Consider the following 16074-nt stretch of genomic DNA (forward strand, 5'->3'; position numbering starts at 1 on the left):
CGCTTCGACCATAAGTGAGAGAAGCGATGACAGACCTCGATATTGAATTTGAACATATTTTTCTGGAAGTAAAAGCCGAACGCTGGCACAGCATCGAGCGATTCTATTTCAGCTATTTTTGCTTCCGGGAAAATTACCTCACTAAGAAAGGCAAGCCAGATTGGGAACTCGCCCGCCAGCGCTGCCCTCGTTCCCGCTCTCTTACTATCATTAAGCACGCTGAGCTTGAGCCGCTGGTTCCGCACGAAGTGATCACCGGAGAAATCAAACGTTACTGGCGTGATGGTTTACTCACACCAAGAGCATTACGCCGTATTCTCGACAGCCTTCTGGATTACGCGACCATTACCAAAGCAGAAAAGAACGTCTTAAAACAAGCAGGCTTTCTCAACGCAATGCCAGCCTTTTGGTATCAATCCAAAGACAAATCACCGATATCAAGGTTCGCAGCCGCAAATATCGAGATGCAAGACCAATCAAGAGATTAGCGCCTACGATGAATTCTGGCGGGCAACACCGTAATTCCTGTTTTCATCTCCGGCTGCTTTAGAATGGCTTGTCCGTAATCAAATAGTGTCTGAGCAATCAGATCGCAGTCCTGTTCAACCGAGTCAATTTTCACAGGTAAGCAATCCAGAATGTCGTAGTTATCGAAGGTCGCCAAGCGAATATCTTCATCCAGCATGTTCTTCTCGGTCAAAAAACGCAAAACCCCTTCCAACAATGAATACGAGGCGGTATACACGGCTTTAGGTAGACGCCCTAGATCTTCTACAGCCAGTGCCATGAGCTCGTAGCCTGACTCAGGTTGATAATCCTTGGTATACACGTAGCGATCATCAAAACGCACACCTGCATCCTTAAGCCCGAGCTGATAGCCCTTAAAACGATCTCGGCTCGTAGACAAGTTAAGCTGACCACCGATATACACGCACTCTTCACCACTTAAGGCTAATTGAGCCACCACTTCCTTTGTCGCTTTTTCAGCATTGGTTTTGATATTGATGAAATCGCTATCTTCTAATATACGGTCAAAGAAAATTACTGGAGTGCTTGGACTGATAGGTTGATAGAAGGTGTCATCCATCATGCAAGTTGCCACTAGCAGGACATCCACCTGCCGTTCAATCAAGCTCTTTACTGCCTGTTGTTCCTGTTCATGATCATCGTCGGACGAGGCGATAAGTAGCTGATAACCATTATTCCGACACAGTATTTCCAACCGTTTAGCAATGTTCGCAAAGCCCATGTTCGCTAAATCTGGAATGACTAAGCCTACGGTATAGGTCTGCTTAGACTTGAGCGCTCTGGCGTAGATACTCGGCTTGTAATGATACTGTTCAGCAATAGCCTGTACTTTCTCCACCGTGTCTTCATGAATACGGTGCTTTTTTGCGTGTCCATTGAGCACAAAACTCACTGTTGACTTGGAAACACCCGCCAATGCTGCGATGTCTGCCAATTTCAGTTTTTTACCTGCCATTATTCTCTTTTCCTACTCGGTGTCTTTATCAGCCTGCCTTGCTGCTAGCTCAATCAACGCCACTGCGCTCTCATGTTTAGACTCTGACAATGATCACAATTTGATCTTTATCGTGATAAATGATCTCTGCAAACCTAGATCGCTAAACCGTTTTAGCTATACAATCAGCTTAATTTAGTTAAGTAAGAGATGCAATGATGAAAAACAGAGTTTGGGTAACAGGAGATGCAGTTGTAGACCTGATTCCAGATAGCGAGTCCAGCTACTTGAAATGCCCAGGTGGCGCGCCTGCTAATGTGGCAGTCGCCATCGCCAGATTGGGCGGTGATGCTGCTTTTATTGGTCGCGTCGGGCAAGATCCCCTCGGCCGTTTTATGCAACAGACACTCAAGCAAGAGCAAGTCGATACGCAGATGATGATACTCGACGAAGCACAGCGCACTTCGACCGTTATTGTTGACCTTGATGATTCTGGCGAGCGAAGCTTTACCTTTATGGTCAAGCCTAGTGCAGACCAATTCCTTGAAACCAGTGACCTACCGACCTTCACCCAGGGTCAGTGGCTGCACGTATGCTCAATTGCACTAGCGAACGAGCCAAGTCGCAGCAGCACACTGGAAGCGATGCGTCAGATTAAAGCCGCAGGTGGATATGTAAGTTTTGACCCTAACTTAAGAGAAGAGGTGTGGGCAAATCCAGAAGAGCTCAAACCTATCGTACGTGAAGCAATTGCGCTGGCCGATGTCGTCAAGTTTTCGGATGATGAGCTGCTGTTTTTGACAGGCAGCGATACCCTTGAACAAGGTGTGGAAGCACTAAAACCGTTTAAAAATACACTAGTCTTAATCACTCAGGGAGCGAAAGGTGCGTTAGTCCTGTTTGAAAAAACACAACAGCTTATTGCCAGCCAAGCAGTATCACCCGTTGATACTACAGGTGCAGGCGATGCTTTTGTCGGAGGCTTGCTCGCTAAGTTGTCTCAATATAATGATTGGCAGCAGCTTGAGGTCATTAAGTCTGCGGTAAAATGGGCTAACGGCTGTGGCGCACTTGCTACTACTCAGAAAGGCGCTATGACTGCTCTACCTTCCTATCAGGCTCTTGAGGAATATATTCTGAGGTAATTGGCAGGAAATTCTGGATAAGAAAAAAGGCAGAGAGTTCTGCCTTTTTCTCCTAACTCACCTACGCGAAAACTCAACAATTCAGGGAACACTTCATTACCCTCACATCTCGCTCACCCATGCATTTGAATTGGTGATGCAATCCATGACGGTTTCTTCATGGAGCTCAATATCTTTCAGTAAAGACTCCAAAAGTTTCCAATTAGAACTTTCTATCGCTTCTGCTATTGAGAGTAGAGAACCTAATACCCCCTTCCTATGTATGAGGGCCTCGGTGATCACATCAGATAATGACAAAGACGAAACAATGTCTTCCAATGCCATATCTAACAAACCCTCAACAAGTGAAAGCATTCCACAGAGATAGGCAGAATCCGCTAAATGAGGCTGCCTAATGTTAGCTGCTAACTCTTCCAATAGTTTTGCTCTTGTGAGTAAATTCCTGAGAATAATGTTAGGTTTACTAGGCGAAAGCGCCGACAACGTTGTGTAGGTGACATACTTTCTTATTCTGTCATTGCCTAGATATGCTAAAGCTTGCTGCGTACTTTCTATAGATCTATTGAGTCTGGAATCATTGTTAACAAAATTTAGAAGCTGGACCGATAAGATTGGGTTTCTTTCTATGACTTGATTGACCTTATGAACTTCAATGTCTCTTTTTGCAACAAGGGCTGAAAGCTTAAAAATATCAACGGCAGACGCAGACAGTTTTTTTGTTTTTATCAGCTCTGGTTTTTGATAAAAATACCCTTGAAAGTAGTCGAAACCACACTGACAAGCTTGTTGGAATTCAGTGTTATCCTCTATTTTTTCCGCAATAAACTGAATGTTGGAATGCTGAAAATCACGAATGATTCCAGCGCATTCTTTCATTGAAAGCGCTCTAAGATCTAATTTAATAAAATCAATGAGTTTATAAAATCGGTCCCATTCAGGAGAAGGTTCAAAATCATCCAGTGCCACAAGGTAATTTTTTTGTTTTAACTCACTCACAGCATTGAAAAGCTCGTCAGTTGGGCTGCATGATTCGAGGATTTCTACAACGATATCATTTGAAGAGAAATCAAAGGGTACGCCTTCTATCAGATCTTTATATTCAAAATTCACAAAGCCTTGTTTGTTGTCTAAGTTTTTCTTTTGAAAGGTAAGAAATTGCTCAGAAAGAAGGCGCATGGTGACTCTTTTTGCATTTTCTGATTGGAACGCATTTGTATCACTTTCTCTGTATAGCAATTCGTAGGCGAATAATTCCTTATTCTTATCGATGATAGGCTGCCTAGCGACAATTGATAGCTTGCTACTCATAGTATTACCTGACGTTATTTAATTAGAATTCTTATCGGTTTGCTAAAAAACTATAGTACAGAGCCATTGCAATTGTGCGATTTGAAGGGCAGAAAGTGAGATACCGCTTAGTCTCTTCATTGGTTATTTTTAGCGCAACAAAAACGGCGCCCACAGGCGCCGTTAGAAACAACAAAACAATACATTTTATTCAAACACAGGTCGGAAGAAACTTCTCTCGTAGCTGATGACGCACTCTGTCTCTTCGGCGAACTTAAATGCTTTCATACACGCTTCGTCTTGGAAAGACTTATTGCGATACTCATCATAGGCTGTCAGGCTTTCAAAGGTGAACAATGCCAGTGCGATGTTGCTAGCACCTTCCGAAGGCAGAAAATAGCCGTTGTGCTGGCCGCCAAATTTCTCTACCAGAGGGATCCACATTTTGGCGTACTCCTCAAACTCTTTGACCTTCTTCGGGTTGATAACATATCGAATGTAACAGGTGACCATTTCTCTACTCCTTGATTTGAATCCATGCCTTAATGTATGGCTAATTAACTTACGCCTTAAAGCGGTCAATCGCCAGTGTCAGATCCGTGGCCTGACTCGCCACTACAGTGGCAGACTGCGCGTTTTCGGACACAGCGCCTACGTTAGCGTAAGTCAGGTCACGAATAGTATTAACGTTACGAGCGATCTCTTCTGAGACCGTGCTTTGCTGTTCCACTGCCAGCGCAATTTGCGTGCTGCTGTCAAGGATGTGTTTCATCTCTTCCATAATCGCTTTGATGTGACTTAGGGCCTGCTCTGACATGTCTACGCTGTCTGCCCCTTTGTTGCTGCATGACTGAATCGTAGAAACCACCGTTTGAGTCTGCTGTTGTACCGCGCTGATAATATCGGAGATTTCCGCGGTTGAACGCTGAGTCTTACCTGCAAGTGTTCTAACTTCATCAGCAACTACAGCAAAGCCCCGTCCCTGCTCCCCTGCTCGTGCGGCTTCAATCGCAGCATTGAGAGCCAAGAGGTTCGTCTGCTCTGCAATTTCACCAATCACATTCAATACACTGCTGATCTGATCAGACAGTGCCAGCAAATGATTCACCTCACCGCGGGCAGTGGCTAAGTCTTCTGAAAGCGATGAAATGGTATCGCGTGTTTCCACAATATCATTAAAGCCAAGCTGAGCTGTGTCGTAACTTCTCTGAGTGTTGTCCGCAGCGCTTTCCGTTGTGCTGGCGACGTCTTTGATTGTCTCACCCATTTCAGTTACTGCCGCCGCAACACTATCAGTTTCAATCTGCTGCTGACTTAACGCCTGTTCGGTATCCACGCTGCTTTGTTGTAACTGAGTAGAAGCCGCTCCCAGCTCATTGACGCTGCCTTGCACACGAGATATCAGCCCCTGAATACTAGCCAGAAGGCTATTAAGCTGCCCTGCCATTTCTGCGATTTCATCTTTTCGATCGGTATTGGCTTTAAGAGTCAGGTCATGTGTATTGGCAATAGTCGACATCATATTACTCAGCTGCTGGATGTTGCTCTGAACACTGCGGATAAGGAAGTACGAGCCCAATAATAGTAACCCGGCAACAAAGATGACAGAGCCAGCGATGAAACGCTCAATACTAGCCTGAGCGCGTTCAATTTCTGCGTCTAGTGTCGATTCAATTCCATGGAAGATAGTAAAGATGTCAGTGAACAGCCCTTTCATCTCATGCTTGAGGTGTTCAACTTGCGCAGCATCAGAATCATAACTCACCGCTAACATTTCCAGATCTTTGCGGTACAAAGTAATTTTCTTACTTAAGGTAGGAAGTTGACGAACAACAATGCCAAGTGCATCAAGATCATTGGAAAGCATGCTTGATAGGGTCTGGAAATTCGCATACTCGGCCTTGAACTCTTCAAGCTTACTGGCATCTGGTTTGTCTAAAAACTCATATTCGATACGATTCATCTCTAATAGTGAGACTTCCATATCTTTTACTTCAATTAGGGTTTTCTCAAGCTTGAGCAGTTTGAGGTTACTCAGCTCTGTAATGGTTACAATGGCAATAAGCGCAAGAATAGAGAGGCCGGTAAGGCCAAATAGTTTTGTTTTTATGGTCATGGTCTTTCTCAATGAAGCAGGCTTGCAATAACTACTTATTTTTATAATGGTTTTTGCGCTTTGTAACATGTTGTTACAACCATGTCACCCTTACATTGGCGCAAATTTTCTTTTTCTTAATAGTTGTCTATTGTTTGATTCTTAATCTACGGCTTAAAGAGGTAAATATCGTCATTTCAGATGCAACCAGTAGCATAGCAAAACGGGTGTTCAACCTCCCAAACAACAAGACATTGGCTGCGTTCCGAGCTCAAAACGTATATTTATCAAACACCCCATCACTATATTGTTCAGAAAATAGGTACGACCACACAATGAAAGCACTATAGGAATTGATCGAGTTATATACGCACTCAAAGATTAAAGAGTGAGCAATTCAACGGCGCAGGCGGATGTATTAATGCTCACCTGAGCTGCGGCTCTTACGAGAAGGTCTAAAACTATGAGTATGACATTGTATGAAGCGAATCGTTTTCAGCCAGATATCTGCAAGTCTCTGACAACAGAGTGGCTTGGTGAAATGATGAAGGGCTCGCACTATGGGAAGCTCTGGTGTACTCACGCCAACGGAGCGACAGAAAATGGAGAGTTTTATCAACGGCATCACCTTGATCAGGCACAGTTGGAATGCACTCAACAAATTCAGTCGATGAAAAACATTCAGACCTTGTTATCCAAGACACCGTTTATTCAGAGACATCCCGCAGAAGCTATGAGCTTATTGTCAGCGCGTGGCGCTGCAATTGAGTCTCTCTCAACTCAGAAAACACAAAAGGTGATGCTGTCGCGAGTGAGAAACATGAAAGTTGTCCGCTCAACAAACCAAATTGATATCAATGGGTTGAAGGCAGAATTTTCCAAACTGGATAACAATAAGCGCTTTTATCTGATTTCAGTGCGCGCGAACAGTGGTTCACACGCCATTGCGGTAGCGTCGAGTAAAGCCAAGGGCTTTTTCAGCCCATCGGGTTACCTCTATTACTACGATCCAAATCTGAAAAAGGTCGTGAGATGGCGCAGACGCACCGATTTAAAACGCTTTCTGGATAAGTCGTTACTGTCAGATTACCGCTCAATCAATGGCATCTGGCAGGTTGCGCCTGTGTAAACGATACGAATAAAAAAAGGCTATTCAATTGATTAGCCTTTTAAAATCTTACGCGCTTGGCTCTTCGCCAAATATAGCTTCAATGTCTGAATACCGGTTACGCCAACTCACCGCCGCAGTCCGTTACCTAATCAAGCAAATGGCGGTCGTGCTGCTTTGAGTGTTTTTAATCTGGCGGTCTGGCAGCCATGCAACAGTGAAATACCTGTCGCTGCCTGCTCAACGAAAACTCGTGATGTCATCACTGCCTGGCCATGATTTACAAAAACTTCTATTGAGGAAGTATCGGCAAGAATGCGCAGCTGAATCTTATCTGTATCGATCTTGAGTTCTCTTTGAGTATCTACCGCTCGATTCAGTGTCTGGCTGCGATCCAGTATAAGTGTTTGGCGATCTTCATCTGCGTACAAGACAACTTTGTGCTGGCTACTTTCAAACAAATTCAGGCTCTGCCCCCACTCCAGCTCAACTTCAAGATCGAACGAGTTACGCTCCAAGCGATACGGCTCATCGCTTAACTCAATGTAGCGTTGGCTATGAACGAGTTCTTCGAGTTCCTTAACAGGCCATTGGTACAGCCGTCCGTTTTGGTAACTGAGCTCACGCATACAAGTGAGCTGATGCACCCAACCATTTTCGCTGCTTGGTTGGTCAACTTCATCAGGTAATCCCATCCAGCCACACATCACCCGCCGGCCATCCGGTGTTTCAAGTGTCTGAGGAGCGTAAAAATCGAAACCATAGTCTAGATGTTCAAACTGCGACAAAGATAAACCATTTTCCAAACAAGCTTTAGCAATCCCGTTGTGATGAGGAATGGTGTTGTGCTTAGAGAAAGATTCAATCCCTTGTGGCCCGATGACGACAAGCATCTGCCCATCGAGTTCAAACATGTCAGGACACTCCCACATGTAGCCAAAGTCCCCCAGCTCTTCACCATAAAGCGCATCAAACTTCCAGGCCCTAAGATCTGTTGAGGTGTAAACAGCCAGGCGTCCTTTTAGGTCCGTAGTTTGTGCACCCAACAACATAAACCATCGGTTTTGATGTCGGACGATTTTAGGGTCGCGAATGTGTGCGGTAACTCCATCGGGTAACTCACTGATAACCGGCCCATGTTTATCGAAATTCACACCATCTTTGGATGTGGCAAGACACTGAGTTGTGTGACGTTCGCGATTCTCGCCAATACGAACATTACCCGTATAGAACAGCATCAACTCAGAGCCATGACTGAGTGCGTGCCCGGAGAAAACACCATGGCTATCAAACCAATCAGACGGTGTGAGCGCAACTGGTTGCCACTGCCATTCAATCAAGTTTTTGCTGGTTAAATGTGCCCAGTATTTGTCTTTGTGGATACAGCCATGGGGGTACCATTGATAAAACAAGTGATACTGCCCGTCATGGTAAACAAAACCATTAGGATCGTTGAGTAACCCCTGTGGCGGAGAAATGTGCCAATCGGGTCGAAACGGACAGTTAACCGCGTCGAGCGCGTGTTCAAGTTCCAACCTTTGCTTTTCGCCTATACGCTGTCCTATAGACAGCAGATCCGCGGGACTTAATGAGTCTGGAATTGGGAACTCTACTTGATATTCATCTAGTACAATTTTGATTTGAGAACCTGACACAGTGCTCGCCACTAGCGAACAATCTCTGATTGCAAATATCAATCGACCTTGCGGCATCAGAACTCTTGTTATGTTTGTCTCACCACCACACTGGGTGATCAGGCTTTCAACCGACATCTTTAAAACCTAAAAACTGGGAACGTTTGCAAAATACACTATTTGTTCTATTTGAACAAGATCAGTAGATACTCGCCTTCACTATTCAGGTGGTGACAGAGTGTACCGAAACGAAAATAAATACGCCGAATCCGGTGAGATTCAGAAATTGAAAATGGCTTCCGGCACTAAGCTAACACCCGACCGGAAGCCTTTTTATCGAGCAATGATTCTTTGAAAACTCAGGGCTAGAACCAAGTTTCCATTTGTAGGGCAAACAAGGTTTCACCACCTTGTCCCATTGTGCTGGCACCTGAATCCAAGCTTACTGAGTAGTTGTCCAGATCTTCACTCCAGTCAACGTAACTTACAGCAAAGCGAATTTCAGGGCGGTCAAAGAATCCAGCTGACGTCGCCAGCTTCACAGTCGGAGCCACCGTTAACTTGTAGAAGCTACCGTCTGCTTTTTCCACGCTGTTATCTAGATCCATGTACTGGTAGGAGCCTTCATAAACCATCTCAAAGTTCGAATTTAGCTCTTGAGCCAATCGAACGTTAACAGATGCCCATAGGAATTCATCGTTATCTTTAACACGATCTTTGCTCATTTCAGCCATAAATGCGGGTGCGATACGCCAGTTATCGGAGAATTTAGTGACGCCATAACTAAAGATTCGAACTGCCTGAGCATCATCATTCAGATCACCATCAGAGCCAATACCTTTGAGTGATGCACCAAGGCCCTGGCCAATCAATACACCAGACTTCGAGAAGCCCTCGCTGACACCGAAAAAGTCATTGCCATGGTAGGCGAACATTGCATGCAGGCCGTCTTCTGCTCGCTCTGTAGGTGACGATGAGCTGGTTGAGCGGTCTGCATTATCGTTTGATTTCATCGCGTTGAGCATTAACTGCCATGAGCCAAAGTAGTTGTTCATAGTCGCAACATAGTTCTCCACATCAGTGCTTGAACTATCGATTTCGCCAAAATCGCGGCCATAAAGAGAGAAGTTTGCTTTCCAGTCCTCACCTAGTTTCACGTCATACAGACCGGCGCCCGTACCAGAGAGAAATACGATGTCCGAATCAAAGAAATGGATATCGAAATTGTCTCTATCAAATCTCTTACCCGCCCAGATTTTCGCATCTTCAAACGCACCGCTAAACCAGGTTAAATCAGAGAACTCTGTGTACACCTGTCGAACGTTTAGCTGACTATCGCTTGCCGTCCATTCATTGTTAGTTTCGACACTGTCCGCCAACATGATTTTGTAATACGCTTTTGAACCATCTTCGGCCACGCGATTATGGACAAGGTTCGCTTCCAGATAGTTGTCATCTTCAAGACCAAGACGTCCAACCGGAGCACCTAAGGTTCCTGCCGCCGTCATATATGGGCCACTTCCTGTCGCACCATTCAGGCTATCATTAATCAACAACCCTGCTCGCGCATAACCGTGGAACTCAAAGCTTCCGGCAGATTTTTCAGCCTCTTTTGCTACTTGCTCTGTTTGAGCTAGGCGGCTTTCTAATTCCGAGATCCTTGCTTCAAGAGAAGCCATATCGTCTTGAGAAAAGGCATTAGGTGTGATTGCCAGAGTGACAGCACACGCAAGTAAAGACTTCATATTGTTCATTCTAATTCTCCATTGAGTAAATAACTTGGATTCAGCAGCAAACGTTCCCAGTTAATTCACAACCAATGCGAACCGTCGAATTTTAGGTATATAAACCTCAATACTCGTTCTCGATTTATTTACTTCACCTCAGTGATAGTGAGTGGACTATAAATACATTTTCGGTAACGTTCCCGAAAATAATTATAAAAACAGAATACTCATCACGAATATCTATAGAAGTGTGATCTTATATAATGAGAGGATTTTCATATGTGGGAATAAAAACGCCTAAAACGAAGTTCAGGCGTGGAAAGGCTAGCAGGTTTCGCGCTGTATATTCTGAAAAGTCAGTACAACTTTACTCATCACCTGAGGTTTACCCTCTATCAATTCAAGCAGCACATCCGCACCACTTTCTCCTGCTTTATCAAATGGATAACTAAACGTCGATAAACTTGGAGAAACAACAAAACCAAGCTCATCATTACCTACTCCCAGTATTTTAACTTGCTCACCAACCACTATGTTTTCTTCCTGCAGTGCTTTAATTGCACCAATGGCAATTCGGTCAGTTGCACAAAAAACACCATCAACCTGAGGATATTCTTTAATAAGACGCCGCATATTGGCGTAACCAGATTCAATGCTGAACTCTCCGTGACAATGGAACAATAACTCTTGTTCACTGTGCATCGTAAGCGCTTGCTTCAATCCATCAGAACGCAGTTTATCTACGGCGAGGTCTGAATCCGCTACTCCAATAAATCCGATATTTTCGCACCCAGCATTGAGCAAACGCTTTCCTGCTTCGTACCCTACACGCAGATCATCATGGACAATACTCGGGATATTAAACAATGAGCCATCCTGGCCAATTAAAACAATCGGAGCTCTAGACTGAGAAATGGCTTCAACCAACTGAGTGTCAATGTGTGTCGCATACAAAACAATACCCTCCACTCGTTTTTGATTGAATAAACGAATGAACTCGATCTCTTTCGAATCAGATTGCTGAGTGCTGGCCAGCAAAACATGCTTTCCTGCCTTTTCAAATATGCGGCTTAGGCCATCAACACCTTGAGACGTGGCATTAGATGAGACTCGCGGCACAATGACACCCACCAAATTGGTTTTCTGTGACTTGAGATCTTTCGCCACTTGATTGACCACATAGCCCACTTCGTCGACAGCTTTCATGACTTTCAACTTGGTCGCTTCTTTTACACCATACTCGTTGTTGATCACACGAGAGACTGTGGATTTAGATACTCCGGCCAGTCTGGCGACATCATGCAGGCTTGCCATGTCTATGCCTTCATTAAGTTATTGGGAATGTTTGCAAAAGTTACCAGAATCTGACGGAATTTCCACTTCGCCCAATCGGTTTAGCAAAAAAGTTTAGCCGATCCAACTCACATTACCTTTTATTAACCTTTGACTGACACTGACAGATAGAGAAGAATTCATTTTGCAAACGTTCCCCAGAAAAGTTTACTGCCTTTTTGAACTATAAATTATTAGCAAAATAATAATCGGGGTTTGGAATGAATTATCCAAAAATTGCCAGAGAGCTGCTGGAGTTACTTGGAGGTAAAGACAACCTTCAAGCACTCGCCCACTGCGCGACGCGACTGCGCCTTGCACTGAAAGACGATTCAATCATCAATGAAGAAGCGATCAGCAACTTAGATGGCGTCAAAGGCCAATTCAAAGTTGCTGGACAATATCAAATCATTTTTGGTTCAGGCATTGTTAATCAGGTACACGCTGAAATGGCGAAGCTGACGGGCATGGCAGACATGTCGACCAACGATGTGGCCAGTGCGGGTGCACAAAAACAGAATATCATTCAGCGTGCAGTGAAAGGTTTATCCGACATTTTCGTACCTATCATCCCTGCAATTGTTGCTGGTGGTCTGTTGATGGGTCTGTTCAACGTACTGACAGCGAAAGGCCTCTTCATTGATGGTCAATCTCTGATTGATGCCAATCCGGGGCTTGCTGATCTCGCTAGCATGATCAACACATTCGCTAACGCACCTTTTGTTTACCTTCCTGTTTTATTAGCGTTTTCTGCCAGTAAGAAATTTGGTGGAAACCCGTTCCTCGGGGCTGCTCTAGGTATGCTGATGGTGCATCCAGATCTGCTGAACGGCTGGGGATTCGGTGGAGCAAGCGTAGCTGGGACGATTCCGACATGGAACATCTTTGGTTTCGAAATCCAAAAAGTCGGTTACCAAGGATCAGTTCTACCTGTATTGGTTTCTGCCTTCATCCTTGCCAAGGTTGAAAATGGCCTACGCAAGGTGATTCCTTCTGTGCTGGATAACCTCCTAACGCCGATGCTGGCGATTTTTATCACAGGTTTCCTGACCTTTACATTGGTTGGTCCAATCACGCGTGATATTGGTTTCTTGCTTGGCGATGGTCTGAACTGGCTATACGATTCTGCTGGTTTCATTGGCGGCGCACTGTTCGGCTTCATCTACGCACCGTTTGTGATTACCGGCATGCACCATAGCTTTATCGCAATTGAAACTCAGTTGCTCGCCGATATTGCAGTCACTGGCGGCACCTTTATTTTCCCTATCGCTGCCATGTCTAACATCGCACAAGGTGCTGCAGCATTGGCGGTTGGCTTTACCACTAAGGACAATAAACTTAAAGGAATTGCAATGCCTTCGGGTGTCACTGCTCTACTGGGTATTACCGAGCCAGCCATGTTTGGTGTCAATCTTAAGCTGCGTTATCCGTTTATTGCGGCGATTATCGGAGCGGCATCGGCCAGTGCATTTATTACTCTGTTTAACGTCAAAGCTCAGGCATTAGGTGCTGCAGGTCTACCTGGCGTGATTTCGATTGTGCCTGACAAGCTAGGCTACTATGTCACAGGCATGGCTATTTCATTCGTTATAGCGTTTGCTCTAACACTAGTTCTTGGTGCTCGCTCCGGCCAAGAGTCAGGCAACGCTGCAACAACATAGCTGAGAGCAGTCCCCCGTAGCTAAAATATGTTTTTAGCTCACTCCTACCCCGCCTCAGGCGGGGTATTTTACTTTTTAGTACTCCCCACTCGAATGTGTAGCTTTATCAACATTGGTAACGCCAGATAGGACACTATAGGGACAATGATTCCAACTGAAACAAAGGTCATCACAAACGGATGCTCAGTGACATGGTTTTGTACCCAGGCTGGAATAAAAAACACCAATGGTAAAAGAATAATAAAAGTATATAACGCCACCCAATGACGATTGGGTGGCGAACCATTACGCTCGCCACTCATGATTATCCCCTTGCGAAATAGCTGTTCATCACGTAACCGTATTTGGTGGTGTGCTCAGCCAAAACCTGACCTAACGCTTCACCGTGCTCACTTCTCCAGTCGTTCATTAGCTCAGCCAGAACTGAAGCCCATGTTGTCACTTTCACACCAGCCTGAGTCAGTCGTTGTATCGTCACTTCCTGAACCGTTTTATTCCACGTGCCAGATGCATCAATCACTGCGTAGACATCGTAACCTTCTTCGACTGCTGACAGTGCAGGGAAAAGTAGGCATACATCCGTTACGATACCCGCCATGATGATCTTTTTACGACCTGTTTTCTCAATCGCCTGCTTGAACGCTAAGCTATCCCAGGCATTGATTTGCCCTTCACGTTCGATCACTTCCTCACCAAGTACTTGGGTAATTTCTGGCATCACAGGACCATTTGGACCCTCTGGTAAACTTGCCGTTACAACTGAAGGCAGTCCGATCGCTTTCGCTGTTCTGGTCAGGCCGACAATGTTGTTTTTCAGCACAGTCGGGTGTTCATCACCAAGCCCCACCATCAAGCCAGTCTGGTGGTCAATCATCGCTAATACAGAGTTGTCTGCTGTTAAGAATTCAGAGTATTTTGTAGTCATGGTCACTTCCTCACTTATTGTGTCTATTTAATTAAAAAGATTCGGTAAAAATCAGGATAAGCTGACTGTCTTTATGAGCGACGAAATCCAGCTCTGTTGTTCTAACCAAAGTTCCGGCCTGCATCGTTTCACCGTTGATGCGTGCTTCACCGCTGCTTAGGTAGGCCAAGACCTCACCGTTATGTGTTGTTTGGTAACCTTCTGTCGCCTGAACCATTTCGATCACCGTGTGGCTATCAAAGGTCTCCGTCTGGTTTTTACTTCCACCATAGATACGTGTTCGAACGTTGATTTCAGGGGTATAGGCTTTGTAACCTGCTGGTTCGCCTTTAGTTTCCGGTAGAACCCAGAGTTGAATCAGTTGGTTGGGTTCGTCATCTGGATTGGCTTCGTTATGCGCAAACCCTTCGCCACCAGCTCGCTGCACTTGTGCTTCACCTGCGACCAAACCTTTACCATGTTCTAGTGAGCCTCCATGGCTTACTCGACCTTTTGCCATCACACTGATGACATCAATTTCGTGATGAGGGTGCATACCGGTCTCGCCATGTGGCAAGAAGTTAGCGTCAGCAAGATAGACGAAGTTGCCAATCCCATTCGCGGTTTCGGGACGTTTGCGCGCACCAAACACACGGTAATCTGTCACTACCTGTTTCTCTTTAAGCCCAGCGAATCCGCCTTGTGGTAATTGGTCTAGTGTCAAAATTTCCATCGCTCAATCCTTGGTTATCTCGTTAAGTGATGAAGCTAGATTAGTTTGTTGCCTAAAATTGATATATATTCATTCAGATACAACACTGTTCAATATTTGATAACAAATGACTGACCTTAATGATCTGATGGTGTTCGCGACAGTAGTAGAGAGAGGTAGCTTTACTCAGGCAGCGGAAGCACTGAATACACCGAAATCCAACATCAGCCGTAAAATTACTCGGTTAGAGTCACAATTAGGTGTGCGACTACTGGAACGCTCAACGAGAACACTGCATCTGACTGAAATCGGTCAGCGCTACTATCAATATTGCAAACGAATCAAAGAAGAATATGAAGCCGCAGGCAGTGCGGTGGAATCTATGCTGGAGAAGCCTCAAGGCCGCCTTAGGGTGTGTACATCTCTTGGTGTTGGCCAGTCATTACTAGGCGATCACCTTGCCGAGTACTGTCGACATTATCCGGATGTTGAACTCGATCTCAGCCTAACGAATCGACGTGTTGATCTCATTGAGGAAGGCTACGACCTAGCATTCCGAGTTGGAGATCTGCCAGACTCGGGGCTGATCGCTAAGAAGTTGTGTTCCATTAATCTCCGCCTTTATGCCGCGCCAAGTTTTGCAAAACACAGGATCAATACGCCCAGTGACCTGCTAAAACATCCACTAATGCTGATGAGCGCAAAAGAGCGCAGCCCCGATTGGCATCTACGTTGCGGAGTAGAAAAAACGGCATTGAGATTTGAACCAAATGTACGCTGCGACGACTTTTCTATGCTGATGAGAATGGCGATAAAGGGCTTGGGAATCACAGAATTACCCGAGTACATGGCGAAGCGTGAGCTTGCGGAAGGTACGCTCATTAATATTCTTCCCGACTGGCAATTCGAACCTGTCGATTTGTATGCGCTCTACCCAAGTCATCGAGGTTCGACGCCTAAAGTTCGGGCATTATTGACTCATCTTTCGCAAGCTCTGTGATTTTCCA

At 45.1% G+C, this 16074-nt stretch carries 15 protein-coding genes; 5 read left to right on the forward strand and 10 right to left on the reverse strand.

Translation table 11 applies throughout. The annotated features are described in order from the left end of the window. Positions 1-26 precede the first annotated feature (26 nt). A complete protein-coding gene (locus FIU99_RS10040) occupies positions 27-488 on the forward strand; it encodes a hypothetical protein (protein ID WP_006962676.1) in 462 nt (153 codons plus the stop codon). Here FIU99_RS10040 and FIU99_RS10045 read toward each other — a convergent pair. After that, on the reverse strand, positions 485-1483 hold the full coding sequence (locus tag FIU99_RS10045; protein ID WP_152472263.1) for a LacI family DNA-binding transcriptional regulator: 999 nt from the start codon (positions 1481-1483) through the stop codon (positions 485-487). The genes FIU99_RS10040 and FIU99_RS10045 overlap by 4 nt on opposite strands. Positions 1484-1677: 194 nt before the next feature. Here FIU99_RS10045 and FIU99_RS10050 point away from each other — a divergent pair, with 194 nt between their 5' ends. Continuing rightward, positions 1678-2607, forward strand: coding sequence for an aminoimidazole riboside kinase (locus tag FIU99_RS10050; RefSeq protein WP_006962678.1), 930 nt, complete (start codon positions 1678-1680; stop codon positions 2605-2607). A 102-nt stretch (positions 2608-2709) separates the two neighbouring features. Here the strand turns inward: FIU99_RS10050 and FIU99_RS10055 are convergent, their stop codons facing one another. The 3 genes from FIU99_RS10055 to FIU99_RS10065 all read right to left on the reverse strand — a co-directional run bounded on the left by FIU99_RS10055 (position 2710) and on the right by FIU99_RS10065 (position 6010). Beyond that, on the reverse strand, positions 2710-3915 hold the full coding sequence (locus FIU99_RS10055) for an EAL and HDOD domain-containing protein (protein ID WP_006962679.1): 1206 nt from the start codon (positions 3913-3915) through the stop codon (positions 2710-2712). A 186-nt stretch (positions 3916-4101) separates the two neighbouring features. After that, positions 4102-4407 carry an NIPSNAP family protein gene (locus tag FIU99_RS10060; RefSeq protein ID WP_006962680.1) on the reverse strand — a complete coding sequence of 102 codons (306 nt, stop codon included), beginning with the start codon at positions 4405-4407 and terminating at the stop codon, positions 4102-4104. Positions 4408-4456: 49 nt separating this feature from the next. Continuing rightward, on the reverse strand, positions 4457-6010 hold the full coding sequence (locus tag FIU99_RS10065) for a methyl-accepting chemotaxis protein (RefSeq protein ID WP_006962681.1): 1554 nt from the start codon (positions 6008-6010) through the stop codon (positions 4457-4459). Between the two features lie 442 nt (positions 6011-6452). Here FIU99_RS10065 and FIU99_RS10070 point away from each other — a divergent pair, with 442 nt between their 5' ends. Then, entirely contained in the window at positions 6453-7118 is a 666-nt protein-coding gene (locus FIU99_RS10070; protein ID WP_006962682.1) for a YopT-type cysteine protease domain-containing protein, read from the forward strand. A gap of 131 nt (positions 7119-7249) precedes the next feature. On the opposite strand, the gene FIU99_RS10075 is transcribed toward FIU99_RS10070, so the two are convergent. The 3 genes from FIU99_RS10075 to FIU99_RS10085 all read right to left on the reverse strand — a co-directional run bounded on the left by FIU99_RS10075 (position 7250) and on the right by FIU99_RS10085 (position 11772). Further along, positions 7250-8869: a glycoside hydrolase family 32 protein gene (locus FIU99_RS10075; RefSeq protein WP_006962683.1), complete on the reverse strand. Its 1620-nt coding sequence runs from the start codon at positions 8867-8869 to the stop codon at positions 7250-7252. Positions 8870-9096: 227 nt separating this feature from the next. After that, a complete protein-coding gene (locus FIU99_RS10080; RefSeq protein ID WP_039952631.1) occupies positions 9097-10476 on the reverse strand; it encodes a carbohydrate porin in 1380 nt (459 codons plus the stop codon). Between the two features lie 306 nt (positions 10477-10782). After that, positions 10783-11772 (reverse strand): LacI family DNA-binding transcriptional regulator, encoded by a 990-nt coding sequence (locus tag FIU99_RS10085; RefSeq protein WP_006962686.1) that lies wholly within the window; start codon positions 11770-11772, stop codon positions 10783-10785. A gap of 239 nt (positions 11773-12011) precedes the next feature. Here FIU99_RS10085 and FIU99_RS10090 point away from each other — a divergent pair, with 239 nt between their 5' ends. After that, entirely contained in the window at positions 12012-13451 is a 1440-nt protein-coding gene (locus FIU99_RS10090) for a sucrose-specific PTS transporter subunit IIBC (protein WP_006962687.1), read from the forward strand. Positions 13452-13519: 68 nt separating this feature from the next. On the opposite strand, the gene FIU99_RS10095 is transcribed toward FIU99_RS10090, so the two are convergent. From FIU99_RS10095 to FIU99_RS10105, 3 genes are read right to left on the reverse strand one after another with little or no spacing between them, the layout of a single operon-like run. Next, positions 13520-13753, reverse strand: coding sequence for a hypothetical protein (locus FIU99_RS10095; RefSeq protein WP_039952525.1), 234 nt, complete (start codon positions 13751-13753; stop codon positions 13520-13522). 2 nt (positions 13754-13755) lie between these two features. Then, positions 13756-14376, reverse strand: coding sequence for an isochorismatase family protein (locus FIU99_RS10100; RefSeq protein WP_006962688.1), 621 nt, complete (start codon positions 14374-14376; stop codon positions 13756-13758). A 31-nt stretch (positions 14377-14407) separates the two neighbouring features. Further along, positions 14408-15088, reverse strand: a complete 681-nt coding sequence (locus tag FIU99_RS10105; protein ID WP_006962689.1) for a pirin family protein — start codon at positions 15086-15088, stop codon at positions 14408-14410. A 106-nt stretch (positions 15089-15194) separates the two neighbouring features. Here FIU99_RS10105 and FIU99_RS10110 point away from each other — a divergent pair, with 106 nt between their 5' ends. Beyond that, positions 15195-16067 carry a LysR family transcriptional regulator gene (locus FIU99_RS10110; RefSeq protein ID WP_039952527.1) on the forward strand — a complete coding sequence of 291 codons (873 nt, stop codon included), beginning with the start codon at positions 15195-15197 and terminating at the stop codon, positions 16065-16067. The last annotated feature ends 7 nt before the right edge of the window (positions 16068-16074 follow it).

The sequence above is a fragment of the Vibrio sp. THAF64 genome, assembly GCF_009363455.1.
GTDB lineage: Bacteria > Pseudomonadota > Gammaproteobacteria > Enterobacterales > Vibrionaceae > Vibrio > Vibrio coralliilyticus.

Coding starts and splice junctions, on each gene's coding strand:
- FIU99_RS10045 (WP_152472263.1), bottom strand. CDS start 1,483: ATGGCAGGTAAAAAACTGAAATTGGCAGACATCGCAGCATTGGCGGGT.
- FIU99_RS10075 (WP_006962683.1), bottom strand. CDS start 8,869: ATGTCGGTTGAAAGCCTGATCACCCAGTGTGGTGGTGAGACAAACATA.
- FIU99_RS10085 (WP_006962686.1), bottom strand. CDS start 11,772: ATGGCAAGCCTGCATGATGTCGCCAGACTGGCCGGAGTATCTAAATCC.
- FIU99_RS10095 (WP_039952525.1), bottom strand. CDS start 13,753: ATGAGTGGCGAGCGTAATGGTTCGCCACCCAATCGTCATTGGGTGGCG.
- FIU99_RS10040 (WP_006962676.1), top strand. CDS start 27: ATGACAGACCTCGATATTGAATTTGAACATATTTTTCTGGAAGTAAAA.
- FIU99_RS10055 (WP_006962679.1), bottom strand. CDS start 3,915: ATGAGTAGCAAGCTATCAATTGTCGCTAGGCAGCCTATCATCGATAAG.
- FIU99_RS10080 (WP_039952631.1), bottom strand. CDS start 10,476: ATGAAGTCTTTACTTGCGTGTGCTGTCACTCTGGCAATCACACCTAAT.
- FIU99_RS10100 (WP_006962688.1), bottom strand. CDS start 14,376: ATGACTACAAAATACTCTGAATTCTTAACAGCAGACAACTCTGTATTA.
- FIU99_RS10065 (WP_006962681.1), bottom strand. CDS start 6,010: ATGACCATAAAAACAAAACTATTTGGCCTTACCGGCCTCTCTATTCTT.
- FIU99_RS10110 (WP_039952527.1), top strand. CDS start 15,195: ATGACTGACCTTAATGATCTGATGGTGTTCGCGACAGTAGTAGAGAGA.
- FIU99_RS10090 (WP_006962687.1), top strand. CDS start 12,012: ATGAATTATCCAAAAATTGCCAGAGAGCTGCTGGAGTTACTTGGAGGT.
- FIU99_RS10070 (WP_006962682.1), top strand. CDS start 6,453: ATGAGTATGACATTGTATGAAGCGAATCGTTTTCAGCCAGATATCTGC.
- FIU99_RS10105 (WP_006962689.1), bottom strand. CDS start 15,088: ATGGAAATTTTGACACTAGACCAATTACCACAAGGCGGATTCGCTGGG.
- FIU99_RS10060 (WP_006962680.1), bottom strand. CDS start 4,407: ATGGTCACCTGTTACATTCGATATGTTATCAACCCGAAGAAGGTCAAA.
- FIU99_RS10050 (WP_006962678.1), top strand. CDS start 1,678: ATGATGAAAAACAGAGTTTGGGTAACAGGAGATGCAGTTGTAGACCTG.